The organism is Hydrogenimonas cancrithermarum (genome assembly GCF_030296055.1).
GTDB lineage: Bacteria > Campylobacterota > Campylobacteria > Campylobacterales > Hydrogenimonadaceae > Hydrogenimonas > Hydrogenimonas cancrithermarum.
Genome location: NZ_AP027370.1, coordinates 586,172 through 600,465 on the forward strand (window position 1 = coordinate 586,172; position 14,294 = coordinate 600,465).

The 14,294-nt window shown below is 51.9% G+C and carries 19 protein-coding genes; 12 read left to right on the forward strand and 7 right to left on the reverse strand.

Annotated features, from left to right (window positions below):
- The first annotated feature begins 16 nt into the window (after positions 1-16).
- Positions 17-280: a 30S ribosomal protein S18 gene (rpsR, locus tag QUD54_RS02975; protein WP_286337476.1), complete on the forward strand. Its 264-nt coding sequence runs from the start codon at positions 17-19 to the stop codon at positions 278-280.
- Here rpsR and QUD54_RS02980 read toward each other — a convergent pair.
- Genes QUD54_RS02980 through QUD54_RS03010 form a run of 7 tightly spaced genes read right to left on the reverse strand, consistent with a single transcriptional unit; the run spans position 273 to position 4,698 of the window.
- The gene (locus QUD54_RS02980; RefSeq protein WP_286337477.1) at positions 273-821 is read right to left on the reverse strand and encodes an endonuclease V; all 549 of its coding nucleotides are present in this window, start codon (positions 819-821) and stop codon (positions 273-275) included. The genes rpsR and QUD54_RS02980 overlap by 8 nt on opposite strands.
- Positions 818-1,510, reverse strand: coding sequence for a class I SAM-dependent DNA methyltransferase (locus QUD54_RS02985; RefSeq protein WP_286337478.1), 693 nt, complete (start codon positions 1,508-1,510; stop codon positions 818-820). Before QUD54_RS02985 ends, QUD54_RS02980 begins: the two co-directional genes overlap by 4 nt.
- Positions 1,500-2,117, reverse strand: coding sequence for an ATP phosphoribosyltransferase (gene hisG, locus QUD54_RS02990; RefSeq protein WP_286337479.1), 618 nt, complete (start codon positions 2,115-2,117; stop codon positions 1,500-1,502). The genes QUD54_RS02985 and hisG overlap by 11 nt, the downstream gene beginning before the upstream one ends.
- Entirely contained in the window at positions 2,111-2,734 is a 624-nt protein-coding gene (locus QUD54_RS02995) for a type III pantothenate kinase (RefSeq protein WP_286337480.1), read from the reverse strand. Before QUD54_RS02995 ends, hisG begins: the two co-directional genes overlap by 7 nt.
- On the reverse strand, positions 2,731-3,099 hold the full coding sequence (locus tag QUD54_RS03000) for a hypothetical protein (protein WP_286337481.1): 369 nt from the start codon (positions 3,097-3,099) through the stop codon (positions 2,731-2,733). Before QUD54_RS03000 ends, QUD54_RS02995 begins: the two co-directional genes overlap by 4 nt.
- Positions 3,068-4,078, reverse strand: coding sequence for a hypothetical protein (locus tag QUD54_RS03005; RefSeq protein WP_286337482.1), 1,011 nt, complete (start codon positions 4,076-4,078; stop codon positions 3,068-3,070). The genes QUD54_RS03000 and QUD54_RS03005 overlap by 32 nt, the downstream gene beginning before the upstream one ends.
- Positions 4,075-4,698 (reverse strand): hypothetical protein, encoded by a 624-nt coding sequence (locus tag QUD54_RS03010; protein ID WP_286337483.1) that lies wholly within the window; start codon positions 4,696-4,698, stop codon positions 4,075-4,077. The genes QUD54_RS03005 and QUD54_RS03010 overlap by 4 nt, the downstream gene beginning before the upstream one ends.
- Before the next feature lie 82 nt (positions 4,699-4,780).
- On the opposite strand from QUD54_RS03010, the gene gatC reads away from it, so the two are divergent.
- The 11 genes from gatC to QUD54_RS03065 all read left to right on the forward strand — a co-directional run bounded on the left by gatC (position 4,781) and on the right by QUD54_RS03065 (position 14,292).
- A complete protein-coding gene (gene gatC / locus QUD54_RS03015; RefSeq protein ID WP_286337484.1) occupies positions 4,781-5,071 on the forward strand; it encodes an Asp-tRNA(Asn)/Glu-tRNA(Gln) amidotransferase subunit GatC in 291 nt (96 codons plus the stop codon).
- Positions 5,072-5,074: 3 nt separating this feature from the next.
- Positions 5,075-5,419, forward strand: a complete 345-nt coding sequence (locus QUD54_RS03020; RefSeq protein ID WP_286337485.1) for an arsenate reductase family protein — start codon at positions 5,075-5,077, stop codon at positions 5,417-5,419.
- Positions 5,416-6,489: a type IV pilus twitching motility protein PilT gene (locus QUD54_RS03025; RefSeq protein ID WP_286337486.1), complete on the forward strand. Its 1,074-nt coding sequence runs from the start codon at positions 5,416-5,418 to the stop codon at positions 6,487-6,489. The genes QUD54_RS03020 and QUD54_RS03025 overlap by 4 nt, the downstream gene beginning before the upstream one ends.
- Positions 6,490-6,625: 136 nt before the next feature.
- Positions 6,626-7,978 (forward strand): class II 3-deoxy-7-phosphoheptulonate synthase, encoded by a 1,353-nt coding sequence (locus QUD54_RS03030; RefSeq protein WP_286337487.1) that lies wholly within the window; start codon positions 6,626-6,628, stop codon positions 7,976-7,978.
- Between the two features lie 145 nt (positions 7,979-8,123).
- Positions 8,124-9,059: a GGDEF domain-containing protein gene (locus QUD54_RS03035; protein ID WP_286337488.1), complete on the forward strand. Its 936-nt coding sequence runs from the start codon at positions 8,124-8,126 to the stop codon at positions 9,057-9,059.
- Positions 9,059-9,664, forward strand: coding sequence for a CvpA family protein (locus tag QUD54_RS03040; protein ID WP_286337489.1), 606 nt, complete (start codon positions 9,059-9,061; stop codon positions 9,662-9,664). Before QUD54_RS03035 ends, QUD54_RS03040 begins: the two co-directional genes overlap by 1 nt.
- Positions 9,651-10,136, forward strand: a complete 486-nt coding sequence (locus QUD54_RS03045) for a Fur family transcriptional regulator (protein WP_286337490.1) — start codon at positions 9,651-9,653, stop codon at positions 10,134-10,136. Before QUD54_RS03040 ends, QUD54_RS03045 begins: the two co-directional genes overlap by 14 nt.
- 25 nt (positions 10,137-10,161) lie before the next feature.
- The gene (gene lysS / locus QUD54_RS03050) at positions 10,162-11,700 is read left to right on the forward strand and encodes a lysine--tRNA ligase (protein WP_286337491.1); all 1,539 of its coding nucleotides are present in this window, start codon (positions 10,162-10,164) and stop codon (positions 11,698-11,700) included.
- Complete coding sequence (locus QUD54_RS03055; RefSeq protein ID WP_286337492.1) at positions 11,697-12,944, forward strand: serine hydroxymethyltransferase; 1,248 nt, start codon at positions 11,697-11,699, stop codon at positions 12,942-12,944. Before lysS ends, QUD54_RS03055 begins: the two co-directional genes overlap by 4 nt.
- Before the next feature lie 9 nt (positions 12,945-12,953).
- Positions 12,954-13,496: a DUF1882 domain-containing protein gene (locus tag QUD54_RS03060; RefSeq protein ID WP_286337493.1), complete on the forward strand. Its 543-nt coding sequence runs from the start codon at positions 12,954-12,956 to the stop codon at positions 13,494-13,496.
- A gap of 106 nt (positions 13,497-13,602) precedes the next feature.
- On the forward strand, positions 13,603-14,292 hold the full coding sequence (locus QUD54_RS03065; RefSeq protein ID WP_286337494.1) for an SPOR domain-containing protein: 690 nt from the start codon (positions 13,603-13,605) through the stop codon (positions 14,290-14,292).
- Positions 14,293-14,294 lie beyond the last annotated feature (2 nt).

Below are 14,294 nucleotides of genomic sequence, written 5' to 3' on the forward strand. Positions count from 1 at the left end.
GAAAAGGAAAAACACTATGGCAGAAAGAAGAAAATATTCAAAACGTTACTGCAAATATTGCGAAGCGAAAGTCGAGTTCATCGACTACAAAGATGTCAACAGCATCAAAGCCTCACTCTCCGAGCGCTATAAAATCATGCCGCGCCGTTTGACAGGCAACTGCAAACGCCACCAGGAGATGGTTGAAAAAGCGATCAAACGTGCCCGTGCCGCGGCACTCGTACCGTACGTCGTCGACCACAAGCGCGTCATCCCGAACCCGTTCGAAGAGATCAAGTAACCTGGTTGCCGCCTTTTTCCGGCGGCAACGACTTCCCCTCCCCGCATTCATACCTGCTCAATCTATCGACATATCTCAATATATCCGGAATCCTATAGGGTCCATGCATCTTCCCGATCGCCTCTTTTGCCTCTTCGATTTCGATGCCGGCTGCGGTGATGTACAATGGACGTCTGCTTCCGCCCCGGTAGAGTTCATGGAGTGAAGAGATCTTTCCAAACCTGCTTTTGGCTACGCCTATGACCGGTACTCTCTGCTCGAAATATTCGTAAAGCGCGTACCCGAAGCCCGCCCTTCCGTTTTCATCGAGCGTAACGTAGCCGTCTACGATGAGAAGTTCGGGTTCAAGACGGTATCTTTCGATGAGATGTACGACCGCAGGCAGCTCGCGTCTGTAAAACTCTCCCGGAATATAGTTGCAAGCTATATCGGAACGATCCGTATACTCGATGCGCGGGGAACGCGCTTCGAACGACGAAAACCCCACTGCCGCGGAGAAGGCTTCGCCTCCCCTGTAACAGACATCCAATGCGAAGATCACGGAGTCTTTCTGAAAACCAAAATCTCTTTGTCCGCTTCGTCGCCATACATCTGCAACGGATAACTCTGGATCAGTTCGAGGCCGCTCATCCCGGCAATCGTATCAGGCGTATGGTAGTATTGAACAATCGTATCGGTTTCGCGCAGAAAACAACCGTTTCGAGATTTTTCAAAATAGTCTATTCTCGTTTTCAGAAGTCCCCCTTCGAATACGGAATCGAGTGAGAGATGATACGCGTCGTCCGACCTGACGAGCGATCCCTGCGCCACCTCTTCGAAACCGTAGAGGGTATTGATATCGGCGACAAATATACCGCCTGGCTTCAGCACATTGCCGACACACGCCATGAAACGCTTCAGCTCCCCTTCCGGAAGGTAGTTCAGCACATCGAAAATCGCCGTGGCGGCATCGAAACTCTCTTTAACGTCACACACATCGAGCGCCTCGGCATCGATACCGAGAGCCCTTGCCTGCTCCACCATTCTCTCGCTCAAATCGACACCAAGCGCCTTTTCGAGGCCAAGCTCGCTTTGCGCTTTTTTTAAAAATTTCCCGCTTCCGCATCCGATATCGATGAGTGTATCGGGCTGCCAGCTTTTCAACAGACCGATATAGAAGTCATACAGTGCCTCGACCGCCTCTTCAAAGCCCAGAAGCGGCTCTATTTTCGCGTAAAGCTCAAGCCCCACACACAACCTTTTCCATCTGCGTATAGAGATCCATTATTTCGCTTTTTTTTGCGAGGAAGCTGTGTTTGTTGGCGATCAGATGCGCACTCGATTCCATAATCGTCTCGGCTACCTTCAAGCCGTTCTCCTTCATCGTCGTTCCTGTCTCAACAATATCGACAATCGCATCGGCCAGACCGACGAGCGGTGCAAGCTCGATGGATCCATAGAGTTTGATCACCTCGACGCCCATCGCTTTTTTACTGAAGTAGTTGCGGGTGATGTTGACCATTTTGGATGCCACTTTCATCTGTGGTTTGCTCCAATCCAGCTCATCTTCGTTTCTGATACCCACGGCCACTTTGCATCTTCCGATACCGAGATCGAGAAGACGCACGACATCGAGCCCCTGCTCTTCTATCACATCGAGCCCGACAACGCCGATATCGGCCGCCTGGTGGGCCACATAGGTCGGTACATCCTGGTTTCGTACGAGCAGGAATCGAAACGCTCCCATCTCCAGGATAAGTTTGCGTGACTCGAATTTGAACGCATTTCCGAAAATCGTCTCGAAAATATCAAGCGTCTCCTCGGCAATCCGCCCTTTCGGCAGTGCAATGGTCAACATTCTTCTTCCTTTAGCATCAGTTTCATTCCTTTAAATATAACGGTCTCGTCGATCTCCGCCTCCGGTAGAAGGGGGGCGACGATCGGTGCATCACCACCCGTTACGACGATACGCTTTCCTTTGGCAAACCGCTCTGTCACTCTTTTTATCGGTGCCAGAATCGCGAAGCTGATCGCATCACGCGTCTTCATCGGAAGCTTTTCCAAGTCGACGTGCGGATTGAGATCGAACATCAGTTTCGGTGAAACCGCACGGTAGGCATCGAGCATGGCACGGATCCCCGGCCATATCCAGCCACCCAGATGGCGGCCCTCTTCCATCACATCGACGGTGACGGCACTTCCCGCATCGATGACCACTCCGTCCCATATGCCGAGGCACGCCGCCTCCCGATCGACTCCAAGCCCACGATACTGCGTATTCAGCAGATGCCGGCCGGAAAGATCGATCCATCGGGGTGCCGAAGCTTCGATCGTCCTTCTGACTTCGTCGTTGACGCAGATAAAAAAGAGCGCTTTCTCTTTATATCTCTCTATTCCCTCCGCGTGGGAAAGATGGAATATCTTTCCATTGTCGAAAAAGTGCATCCGGCTGTTGCCGACGTCACATAGTGTCATACGGCAATGACCTTCCACCCTTCCGACTCGAGCAGTGCCTTCGCTTTGGAACATAGCGGTGCCCGTATCAAAACGATGTTCTGCAAAATTTTATAACCATAATGGTTTTCGATCCTGCTCTTGAGGTCGAACCACTCGCGCACCTCTTTTTGCAATACCCTGCTCTTTTTGTCGACCACAAAGACGAGAACATACCTGTTTTTCAGATCGATACCGTGATAGACCTCCATCCGTTTGCGGCTTCCTATCGTCTTCAGAGCAAACGGCTCGAACCGTTTGAAAAGATACCCTCTCGCCTGTAACGGCTCCAGAACCGATTTCATCGTCATGCCGCTACTGGTGAAGTTTGAAATAGTACTTCTCATAGTAGAGTGTATCCTTTGTCGCGAAAAACCAGTCGTCGATCTCGTCGGGAATCTCGAAGACATTTTCCGATGCAAGGACGGGATCGGTTGCGATGATATACCCCTGCTTTTCGATCAGATAGATAAACTCGCCGTAGATCGCGCCGACGAAGTGCGCGAATGGAAATTTTCTGCTCTGCAGAATTTTCAGATCGGTATCGCAGTGATAGATCGTCCCCTCTTTCGAGAGGATATAGATACCGTCTTCCAGGAAAAGCACGTGGCTTATCTCCAGTGTCTGGGCATCCATCAGTTTGGGGCTGACGGAAATGATGCGATGCGGTGTCGCGGCAACGAGTCGGTTCCCGATAACGTCGAGAAAAATGATGTTGTTGAACTCCTCCCCTTTGCCGACGACGATTTCACGCACTTTCGCGCCATTGTTTTTGTTCAGGATCACCAGTTTTCCGTCGAGTGTCGGAATCAGCACGAGCTGCTCGAGCATCATCGGCGATGCGATGCGTATGTCGGCCGTCAGAGCGGGATCGGACCCATACTTCACGATTGTCTTTTTCGCTTTGTAGTCATAGATTCCGTAACTGTTCCCTTCGATCAAAAAGGCGATGGCATCGGTTCCCGGAATGAAAAGCGCCGCGAGAAGCCGCCGGGGAAGATCGATCGTGTCGCTGCTGTTTGTCTCCGTATTGAAAATGATATTGGGCTTGCAGTCTCCGGCTGCGGCGACAAGGGGCCCCGACTGAGCGATGTAGCGATACCCCTTCGGCAGATGGTAGGACAAGAGCCCCTCTTCGGTAATAACCTGTCCGTTTGCGAGGGTCGCGGAATCGTAGCCGATCTCAACGATTTTGGCCGGCAGTTCGCCGTCGTAGTTGACGACCCCTTCGATCGTTTCGGGTTCGAAGTAGTTTTTTTCGCTGCATCCGGTGCCAAGAAGTGCAAAAAGGAGAAGCAGAAAGGAGAAAACGGACGATCGGATCATCTGGACCCTTCTTTTTTGCCCGACGCGGCGATGCCGTAGTGGTTCAGCATCCGTGCAGCGGCTTTGAGCGGAGAGCTGTCGGCGATCATCGCCAGCCTCTCTTTGGCCTGCGAAACTTCACCCGCCTTCATCAGAAGATAAGCCTCATCGAATATCGCAAAATCTTTCAAGAGTGCCTCGCTCTGCATCCGATAGTTCTTGATCGTTTCCGCACTCTTTTTCCAGACACCCAGATGATAGCGGGCCAAATCGGAAACAACCTCATCTTTGCTTTCCGCCAGCGTCTCGAGTGTGCTCACATCACCCGCCTGCGTCGCATGCTGGAGCAATACCAGCCGGGCCAATGGCGGGTTCTCCTTTTTCAGCGTCTCCAGCGCCCCTTTGTCCGAAGGATTTTTCTGCAGCTGTAAAAAAGCCGCATTGGCGCGCAGAAGCTGTTGCTCTTTCAGATATCCCATCACGCCATACCCAATACCGCCAACCACGACGAGAACCGCAACGGCCAGAATGGCCAACCTGTTACGCTTGTAAAAACGCTCCACTTTGATCAATCCCGAAAGAAGCTTCTCATCCTGCGTCAGCTCCTCTTTCGCAAACTCCACCTGCTCTTTGATACTCACGTGCACTCCTGAAAACTACGCTTAAAATTTAGTGTGATATCATATCAAAACTAAAGTTAAAAAAAGTGAAGGATGCCGAAACATGAAATTTGATGATGCGATGCTGCAACGCCTGGAGAAACTTTCGATGCTCAAAATCGAAGAGGAAAAACGCGAAGAGATGATCGGGGAACTCGAAAAGATCGTCGGTTTCGTGGAGGTTTTGGGCGAACTCGACACCGAAGGGCTCGACCCCTCCTTCAGTACCCTCGAAGGCGGCACCCCGATGCGCGAAGATACTCCCGACGAAGACCCTGAAATCCGAAGAATCATCCTCGAAAACGCACCCAAAACCAAAGACGACTACTTTGTCGTACCGAACATTATCGAATAGACCATGATCAGACTCTACGGTATCAAAACCTGCGACTCCGTCCGCAAAGCGGTCAAATTTCTCAAAGCCCGTAACATCGATTTCGAAATGGTCGATTTTAGGAACACACCCGTCGGATGCGACACGATCGACCGTTGGCTGGAGCGGGTTCCCGTGGCGAAGCTTTTCAATACACGCGGAACCACCTACCGGACGCTGAATCTCAAATCGCTCGCGCTCGACGATGCAGCCAAACGCGCATGGCTCTGCAAGGAGAACATGCTTATCAAACGCCCGGTCGTCGAAACCGACGATGGCGAAGTGATCGTGGGCTATGACGAAAACCGCTACAAGGAAATTTTTAGATGAGCAATGTCGCAATCGATATCAGAAAACTTTTGAAAAATGTCGTCGCCTACAAAGCGAGCGACCTCCACCTCGTCAGCCGAAGCGAACCACAGATCCGCATCGACGGACGTCTCGTACCTCTCAATCTTCCGAAACTCGACGGTGAAGCGATCGAAGAGATGTGCTACTCGATCATTACCGAAAAACAGAAAAAAGCGTTCGAAGAGCACAAAGAGCTCGATTTCGCGATACAGATCCCCGAAGTCGGCCGTTTTCGTGCCAACTATTACCGCACGATGGGCGACGTCGCCGCGGCGTTTCGTGTCATTCCCACACATATTCCCAGCATCGACGACCTCGAGGCACCGCAGATCTACAAAAAGCTGATCCAGCGCGAAAAAGGCCTCATTCTCGTCACGGGACCTACGGGAAGCGGTAAATCGACGACACTCGCCGCGATGCTGAATGAAATCAACATGACCGAGCGAAAACACATCATCACGATCGAAGACCCGATCGAATTCGTCCATGAAAACAACCAATCGCTCTTTTCACACCGGAACATCGGGACCGATACCGACTCCTTCGCGCAGGCGCTGAAATACTCGCTTCGTGAAGACCCCGATGTCATCCTGATCGGAGAGATGCGGGATAAAGAGACGATCGCGGCGGCGTTGACGGCAGCGGAAACCGGTCACCTCGTCTTCGGAACACTCCACACCAACTCCGCGGCCCAGACGGTCAACCGTATCATCGACGTCTTCAGTGGCGACGAACAGCCGCAGGTACGGGCACAGCTCTCCACGTCGCTCGTCGCCGTCATCGCCCAGGCGCTCCTGCCGAAAATCGGCGGAGGACGAATCGCCGTACCGGAGATTCTCATCACCAACCCGGCGATCGCCAACCTTATCCGGGAAGACAAGGTTCATCAGATCTACAGCCAGATGCAGCTTGGCCAGGGCGAAAGCGGGATGCAGACACAGACGCAGGTCATGGTCAAACTCGTCAAAAACCATATGATCGAAAAAAGCGAGGCCCTTCGTTTCTCTACCCGTCCCGACGAACTGCTCAAGGCGCTGCAGCACGCCTGATATCCGCTTCTCGATGCACCGTTTGATTCACAAACGGCGCGTTTTTCATCATCTTCCACGTTCCTGACGTTGCCTTTTTCCACTCTCTCACACGATTTATGGTATTATTGCGCCAAATTTTTGAAGGATAGACGAGATGAGCAGATGGAGCAAATCGAGCTGGCGAGATTTTCCGATCAAACAGCAGCCACACTACAAAGACCCCGAAGCGGTCAGACAGGTCGAGCAGGAACTTGAAAAGTTTCCTCCGCTGATCTTTGCGGAAGAGGCCCGCAGTCTGCAGGAGAAACTCGGCGATGTCAGCAAAGGGGAGGCGTTCTTGCTGCAAGGTGGCGACTGTGCCGAAAGTTTCAACGCCTTCAATGCCGATACGATCAAAAACCTTTTCAAAGTGATGATGCAGATGGCTGTGGTCATGACCTATTCGAGCGGAAAACCGGTCGTGAAAGTCGGCCGTATCGCTGGACAGTTCGCCAAACCGCGCAGCTCCGACGTCGAATCGAAAGGCGATGTCGAACTGCCGAGCTACCGCGGCGACATCGTCAACGATGCCGACTTCGTTCCCGAAGCCCGCGAACCGAAGCCTGAAAAACTTGTCAAAGCCTACTACCAGTCCGCTGCCACACTCAACCTTCTTCGTGCATTCTCCCGTGGAGGAATGGCGGACCTGACCAAGGTACACAACTGGAATCTCGATTTCGTCAAGGACAAGGCACTCGGACAACGCTACGAAGAGCTGGCGGAGAAGATCACACAGGCGATGGATTTCATCAAAGCGTGTGGCATTACTCCCCAAAATACACCGCAGCTTCATGAAACGGTGCTCTATACCTCCCATGAAGCGCTTCTGCTCAATTACGAAGAGGCTCTGACACGCGTCGACTCGCTGACAGGCGACTGGTACGACTGCTCCGCGCATATGCTCTGGATTGGTGACAGAACGCGCAATCTCGATGGCGCGCATATCGAATTTTTCCGAGGCATCAACAATCCCGTCGGCGTCAAAGTCGGCCCCACGATGAACGAGGACGAACTGATCGCGCTGATCGACAAGCTCAATCCGCAGAACGTTCCCGGCCGTCTGACGCTTATCGTTCGTATGGGTGCAGACAAAATTGGAGAACTCTTTCCTCCACTGCTCAGGCGCGTCAAAGCGGAAGGAAAACAGGTTGTCTGGAGCTGTGACCCGATGCATGGCAATACGTTCAAAACCGAAAGCGGTTTCAAGACACGCGAGTTCAACAACATTCTTTCGGAAGTGAAACAGTTCTTCCAGATCCACAAAGCCGAAGGAACCGTTGCCGGCGGCATCCACCTCGAAATGACGGGCGAAGATGTCACGGAATGCACGGGAAGTCAGAGTTGCAACATCACCGTCGATGCACTCGGAAATCGCTACCACACCCAGTGCGATCCGAGGCTCAATGCGAATCAGGCGCTGGAGATGGCATTCATGATCTCCGAATTCTTCAAGGATCTCAAGAAATAGGTTCGAACAACGGGGAAGAGAAATCTTTCCCGTTTCCACTTCTCCTCTCCTCTTTGTATTATCTATTTTGATAATATTCGCTGTATGTTCTATAACTTTCAGCTTTTTTGTTTTATAATCAGCAAACCATACACTGGAGAATTTTATGCCATCGATAGAAAATATCACCGACGTGGTAAAAAAAAGCTATGAAGAGATCGAAAAATCTATCGCTGAAAAAAAGAGAAGCGGTGCCAACACGACCGATGTGGTCTATGATATCGTCGATATTTTTTTCAGGCACCTGAAACAGTCCGGATTCTCCATGGACCTGGATGCCTATCTGGAAAAGGAGATGGAAAAAAAATCCAAAAAGTGTATCGATTTGGCACAAAAAAGTATCCACTCTTTTAAAGAATCGAACAACAATCTCCAGGAAATTACCGAGGCACACACGATCGAGATCGAGCGGATCGTCGATGAATCGAACGAAATCGATGTCGGGACATTCAAAAAGCGTTTCGACTCGTTTCAGCACGATCTTCTCGAAGAGTTGAGCCGTGCCAATGCCGTGATCAAATCACTCGAAAACGAAATCGAAGATCTGCAGAGACAGTCCAACATCGATCCTCTGACCAAACTCAACAACCGAAAAGCGCTCGAGATCGACGGCAAGGAACTTCTCAAGCATTCCAGTGAGCGAAATCTGAACATCGTCGCGCTGATGATCGATGCCGACGATTTCAAAAAGGTCAATGACACATTCGGCCACATCGCCGGCGACAAAGTTCTGATACTGCTTTCGAAACTTTTCAAATCTTCCATCCGCGAATCTGACAAAGCCTACCGGTACGGGGGCGAAGAGTTTCTGATTCTCTTCAACAGGGCGACCAAAGAGGAGGCCAAAAAAATCGCTGAGCGAATCATGAAAGCGGTCCGCACGAATAAACTGATCTATAAAAATCAGATTATAAAAATCACCCTGAGCATGGGCATGACAGAACACCAAAGAGGCGATACGCTCGAAAGTATGATCGAACGGGCCGACGCGGCGGTCTATCAGGCCAAACAGGAGGGAAAAGACAGGTTGGTGGTACGCTGATGGAAATGAACTGGTTCGACATCGTTACGGCTTCTTTGATTCTACTCATAGGAATCAAAGGTATTTTCAACGGACTGATCAAAGAGTTGGCCGGTCTTGTCGGCATCGTACTGGGCGTATGGGTCGCATCGACATACGCTTCCGACTTCGGACAATGGATCGGAAAGAGCTTTTTGCCGCTCGACTCCCAGTCAGCTCTGGCCATGATCGGGTTTCTGGCGCTTTTGACACTGATTTGGCTTGCATGTATCGTTGCAGGCGTCCTTGTCTCCAAACTCGTTTCGCTTTCTGGACTCGGTATCATCGACAAACTTCTTGGCCTCCTTTTCGCATCGGCCAAAGTTTTCATCATCCTCTCCGTCATCGTCTTTGCGCTTTCCAACATCGAGATCGTCAAAAAAAATACGGAAAAATTCACGGCCAAAAGCCTACTCCACCCCCTCTTCGTCAAAACGGGCGAATTCATTGTACATATCGATACGGATGATCTTCTCGAAAAAGCCGATGGGGTGAAAAAGCGCTCCGAAGAGGCGGTGAAAAAAGGAGAGAAAATCGTTTCGCAAAGGAGCGGCAACGCGACAAGGGAAGCAGATGAAACAAGATAAAAACGTCGAGACATCCCCTCTGATATCGTATGAAACACTGCTGACGCAGTTCAAGCAGCTTTTGCGTTCGGAAGGCCAAAAGTTCACGAAACAGCGCGAGGTGATACTCCATACGCTCTACAACCACAGCGGCCATTTCACGCCAGAAGAGCTCTACCGCCTCATCAAGCAGGAAAATCCGGAACTCAGTACCGGTATCGCGACCATCTACCGCACCCTTTCGCTCCTTGAAAGAGCCGGCATCGTTACCTCGATCTCTTTCGGAACCCAGGGCAAAAAGTACGAACTCGGCGTCAAAGCGCACCACGACCATATTATCTGCACAAAATGTGGTAAAATTCTGGAATTTTTCGACGAGGCGATCGAAAAGAAGCAGGAGCGAATCGCCAAAGAGTTCGGCTTCGAAATGGAAGACCACTCCCTGAAAATTTTCGGTATCTGCCCCGAATGCCAGAAAAAAACCGACAAATAAACCATACAGAAAAGGAAATACGAGATTGATATTTGACAATCAGTATCAGCAGCAGCGTATCGAAAAAGCGCAAACGCTGCGGGAAATGGGCATCAACCCCTACCAAAACCGCGTCGTCAAAGAGTGCACCAACAAAGAGTTCCTCGAAAAGTACGCCTACCTCAAAGAGAGCGAAGAGAAAGAGGCACTGAACGAGAGCTGCACCGTCACCGGACGCATCAAATTCCTCCGTCTGATGGGCAAGGCCGCCTTCGCGAAGATCGAGGACGAGAGTGGTGTACTGCAGATCTACTTCAGCCGAGACGACCTGGGGGACGAATGGTTCAAAACGGTCAAAAAGATGATCGAAGTGGGCGACATCGTCGCCGCAACGGGCTACCCCTTCATTACGCGTACAGGAGAGCTGACGATGCATGTCAAGCGGCTCGAACTGGTCACCAAAGCGATCACCCCTCTGCCGGAGAAGTTCCACGGCCTGCAGGATATCGAGTTACGCTACCGCCAGCGCTACCTCGACATGATCATGAACCCGGACGTGAAGCAGACATTCCTGATGCGCTCCAAAATCGTCAGCCTGATCCGCCGTTTCTTCGAAGATCACGGCTTTTTGGAAGTGGAAACCCCGATGATGCATCCGATCCCGGGGGGTGCCAACGCACGCCCCTTCGTGACGCACCACAACGCTCTCGGCGTCGACCGATATCTTCGTATCGCACCGGAGCTCTACCTCAAACGTCTCATCGTCGGTGGCTTCGAAGCGGTCTTCGAAATCAACCGGAACTTCCGCAACGAAGGGATGGATGCGACCCATAACCCGGAATTCACGATGATCGAGTTCTACTGGGCCTACCACCGCTACGAAGATCTGATGGAACTGACCGAAAAACTCTTCGAATACCTCTTCAAAGAGCTCGGCCTGCCGACCAAACTTCCATACGGTGAAGTCGAGATCGACTTCTCGACGCCATTCAAGCGCATCGCCTACAAAGAGGCTCTCGTCGAAATCGGCAACGTTCCGGAAGAGATTCTCGAAGATCGCGAAGCGATGCGCAGCTTCCTCGAAGAGAAGGGAATCGAAGTGGAAGAGCATTTGACGAAAGGGCAGCTCTGGGGCGAACTGTTCGACGCTTTCGTCGAAGAGAAGCTGATCGACCCGACATTCGTCACCCACTTCCCGATCGACATCAGCCCGCTTGCACGGCGAAGCGACGACAATCCGGAAATCGCGGATCGTTTCGAGCTCTTCATCGCCGGCAAGGAGATCGCCAACGGCTTCAGCGAGCTCAACGACCCGCTCGACCAGTACGAGCGTTTCAAAGCACAAGCCGCACAAAAGGAGAGCGACGACGAAGCGATGCATATGGACGAAGACTACGTCAAAGCACTCGGCTACGGCATGCCGCCGACAGCGGGAGAAGGGATCGGCATCGACCGTCTGGTGATGCTTCTGACAAATCAGCACACGATTCGCGACGTCATTCTCTTCCCGGCGATGCGTCCGCAAAAATCCCAATCTGAATCCCAAGAGAAGAAATCTGAAGAAAAGAGAGAGGACAACAAATGACCATTTTGCAGCGAAACGACCCGATCGTCTACGAAATCATCGAAAACGAGCTCAAGCGCCAGACCGACCATCTCGAGATGATCGCCAGCGAGAACTTCACCTTTCCGGAAGTGATGGAGGCTCAGGGCAGCGTCTTTACCAACAAGTACGCCGAAGGGTACCCCTACAAGCGCTACTACGGCGGATGCGAATATGCCGATGCTGTGGAGCAGCTCGCGATCGACCGTGCCAAACTTCTGTTCGGATGCGAATACGCCAACGTCCAGCCCCACTCCGGAAGCCAGGCCAACGGCGGCGTCTACGCAGCACTTCTGAAAGCCGGCGACAAGATTCTGGGAATGGACCTCAGCCACGGCGGGCACCTCACCCATGGCGCGAAAGTGAGCTTTTCAGGCAAAAACTACCAGAGCTTCACCTATGGCGTCGAAATGGACGGCCGCATCGACTACGACCGCGTCGCGGATATCGCGCAGATCGTCAAACCCAAGCTGATCATCTGCGGAGCGAGCGCCTACGCCCGTGAGATCGACTTCGCGAAATTCCGGGAAATCGCCGACGGCGTGGGTGCACTTCTAATGGCTGACGTCGCCCATATCGCGGGGCTCGTCGTTGCCGGCGAACATCCGCACCCGTTCCCGTACTGCGACGTCGTCACGACGACGACCCACAAGACGCTTCGCGGGCCGCGCGGCGGCCTCATCATGACCAACAACGAAGATCTCGCCAAAAAGATCAACAGTGCCATCTTCCCGGGCATCCAGGGCGGGCCTCTCGTCCATGTCATCGCGGCCAAAGCGGTCGGTTTCGGCAAAAACCTCACCGATGAGTGGAAAATGTACGCACGGCAGGTCAAAGCCAACGCCAAGATTCTGGCCGACGTTCTGATGGCACGCGGGTACGACGTCGTCAGCGGAGGCACCGACAACCACCTCGTGCTCGTCTCGTTCCTCGACAAGGATTTCAGCGGAAAAGATGCCGACGCCGCCCTCGGACGCGCAGGCATCACCGTCAACAAAAACACGGTACCCGGCGAGACGCGCAGCCCGTTTGTGACCAGCGGTATTCGCATCGGTTCTCCGGCACTCACCGCACGCGGCATGAAAGAGGCGGAGTTCGAAATCATCGCCAACGCGATCTGCGACGTACTCGACGATATCGGGAACGAAGAGAAACAGGCAAAGATCAAAGAGGAGATGACCCAACTGGCGCATCGCTTCGTCATCTACGACCGTCCTACCTATTAAAGGATAAAAATGTACAACGTCGATACGCAGCTCATCAAATTTGTCACGGATCACTACTATATCCAGCGGCCCAACATCGTGAACAAGATCATCCATAACGGGCGGACTTTCTACAACAAATTCGAGCGTATCGACGAGCCTTTGACACGCCAAGTGATGAACGACCACGCCGATGGAAAAATCGTCGTTGCGCACGACCTCATCAATCGCTTCGACAAAGTCGAAAATATCGTTTTCGACTACAACGGGCGCAATCCGGAACGATTCTGGCACAGAGCGCAGCTTCTACTGCGAGAGGAGGGGTTTATCAACTTCACGGCGTATGAGACCAAGACAACGGGCCATCTTCACCTCTATGTCCACAAAGGGCATACCACTTTGCAGGAAGCGTATCAGCTCGGACGTCTCCTCTCTATGAAGCTCGCAACAAAACTCCCGAAAGAGTGGCGTATGTTTCCGACCTCCGAACTTCCCAGAGAATACAACATCCTGATACTCCCGTACAGACTTTATGCGAAAGAGAGAGGCGCCTCCTGGTCGAAGCATATGTAATGGTTCCGTCGGTGGGTTCTGCGATACACCTTTCGATGGGACGGCCCCGATTTGAAGGTTTGCTATAATGCCTAAATATTATAAATATCCGAAAGGAGTACCACCGATGGAAGAGAAACAAGATGACCTCGATCTAATCATAAAGACAAAAAAACCTTCGGGGTTGAAGAAACTGCTGCTCGCAGCTGCCATTCTTCTGCTTGTACTGATCTTTATCATCCTTGTCACAAAAAGCCTGATTCAGAGTGACAACAAAACACAATCTTCTGTCATACTCCCTCCCGAGCCTGTCGCACACTCGCAAAGCCCTTCCAAAGAGCCTCTTTTCGAGCAGGTTCCCATCGAAGAGGAAGCTTCCGGTGAAAAGAAGATCGAACAGGTGATCGACAAACTCAAAAAGAGTGCGCCGGCACCGCAAAAAAGAGCGGTGGAGAGAGAACCTGTCACCGAAACCACACCTGCGAAAAGATCGGTCGAACCGACGAAGAAAGCGGAACGGGAAAAGGCGGCCGTATCTCCTGCGCCAAAACCGCTCCAGCCAAAACCGAAACCCGTAGCGACAGGAAGCTACTTCATTCAAGTCGGTGCCTTTTTCCGTTATCCTCCCAACAAAAAATTTCTCGATTCTATCGAAAAGGCGGGACTCCATTACGTTATCGCCGAAGGGATGAAGAACGGAAAACCCTACAAAAAGGTGATGGTGGGCCCCTACCCGACCAGAGCAGCGGCACAAAAAGATCTTGACCGTGTCAAAAAACATATCAACCAAAACGCCTATATCACAAAAAAGAGATAGAG

What these genes read in the sequence shown, in the direction of transcription:
- QUD54_RS03060 (WP_286337493.1), top strand. Translation starts at nt 12,954, where the DNA reads ATGTACAACGTCGATACGCAGCTCATCAAATTTGTCACGGATCACTAC.
- QUD54_RS03055 (WP_286337492.1), top strand. Translation starts at nt 11,697, where the DNA reads ATGACCATTTTGCAGCGAAACGACCCGATCGTCTACGAAATCATCGAA.
- QUD54_RS03000 (WP_286337481.1), bottom strand. Translation starts at nt 3,099, where the DNA reads ATGAGAAGTACTATTTCAAACTTCACCAGTAGCGGCATGACGATGAAA.
- QUD54_RS03040 (WP_286337489.1), top strand. Translation starts at nt 9,059, where the DNA reads ATGGAAATGAACTGGTTCGACATCGTTACGGCTTCTTTGATTCTACTC.
- gatC (WP_286337484.1), top strand. Translation starts at nt 4,781, where the DNA reads ATGAAATTTGATGATGCGATGCTGCAACGCCTGGAGAAACTTTCGATG.
- QUD54_RS03045 (WP_286337490.1), top strand. Translation starts at nt 9,651, where the DNA reads ATGAAACAAGATAAAAACGTCGAGACATCCCCTCTGATATCGTATGAA.
- QUD54_RS03020 (WP_286337485.1), top strand. Translation starts at nt 5,075, where the DNA reads ATGATCAGACTCTACGGTATCAAAACCTGCGACTCCGTCCGCAAAGCG.
- rpsR (WP_286337476.1), top strand. Translation starts at nt 17, where the DNA reads ATGGCAGAAAGAAGAAAATATTCAAAACGTTACTGCAAATATTGCGAA.
- QUD54_RS03025 (WP_286337486.1), top strand. Translation starts at nt 5,416, where the DNA reads ATGAGCAATGTCGCAATCGATATCAGAAAACTTTTGAAAAATGTCGTC.
- QUD54_RS03035 (WP_286337488.1), top strand. Translation starts at nt 8,124, where the DNA reads ATGCCATCGATAGAAAATATCACCGACGTGGTAAAAAAAAGCTATGAA.
- QUD54_RS03005 (WP_286337482.1), bottom strand. Translation starts at nt 4,078, where the DNA reads ATGATCCGATCGTCCGTTTTCTCCTTTCTGCTTCTCCTTTTTGCACTT.
- QUD54_RS03065 (WP_286337494.1), top strand. Translation starts at nt 13,603, where the DNA reads ATGGAAGAGAAACAAGATGACCTCGATCTAATCATAAAGACAAAAAAA.
- QUD54_RS02995 (WP_286337480.1), bottom strand. Translation starts at nt 2,734, where the DNA reads ATGACACTATGTGACGTCGGCAACAGCCGGATGCACTTTTTCGACAAT.
- QUD54_RS03030 (WP_286337487.1), top strand. Translation starts at nt 6,626, where the DNA reads ATGAGCAGATGGAGCAAATCGAGCTGGCGAGATTTTCCGATCAAACAG.
- hisG (WP_286337479.1), bottom strand. Translation starts at nt 2,117, where the DNA reads ATGTTGACCATTGCACTGCCGAAAGGGCGGATTGCCGAGGAGACGCTT.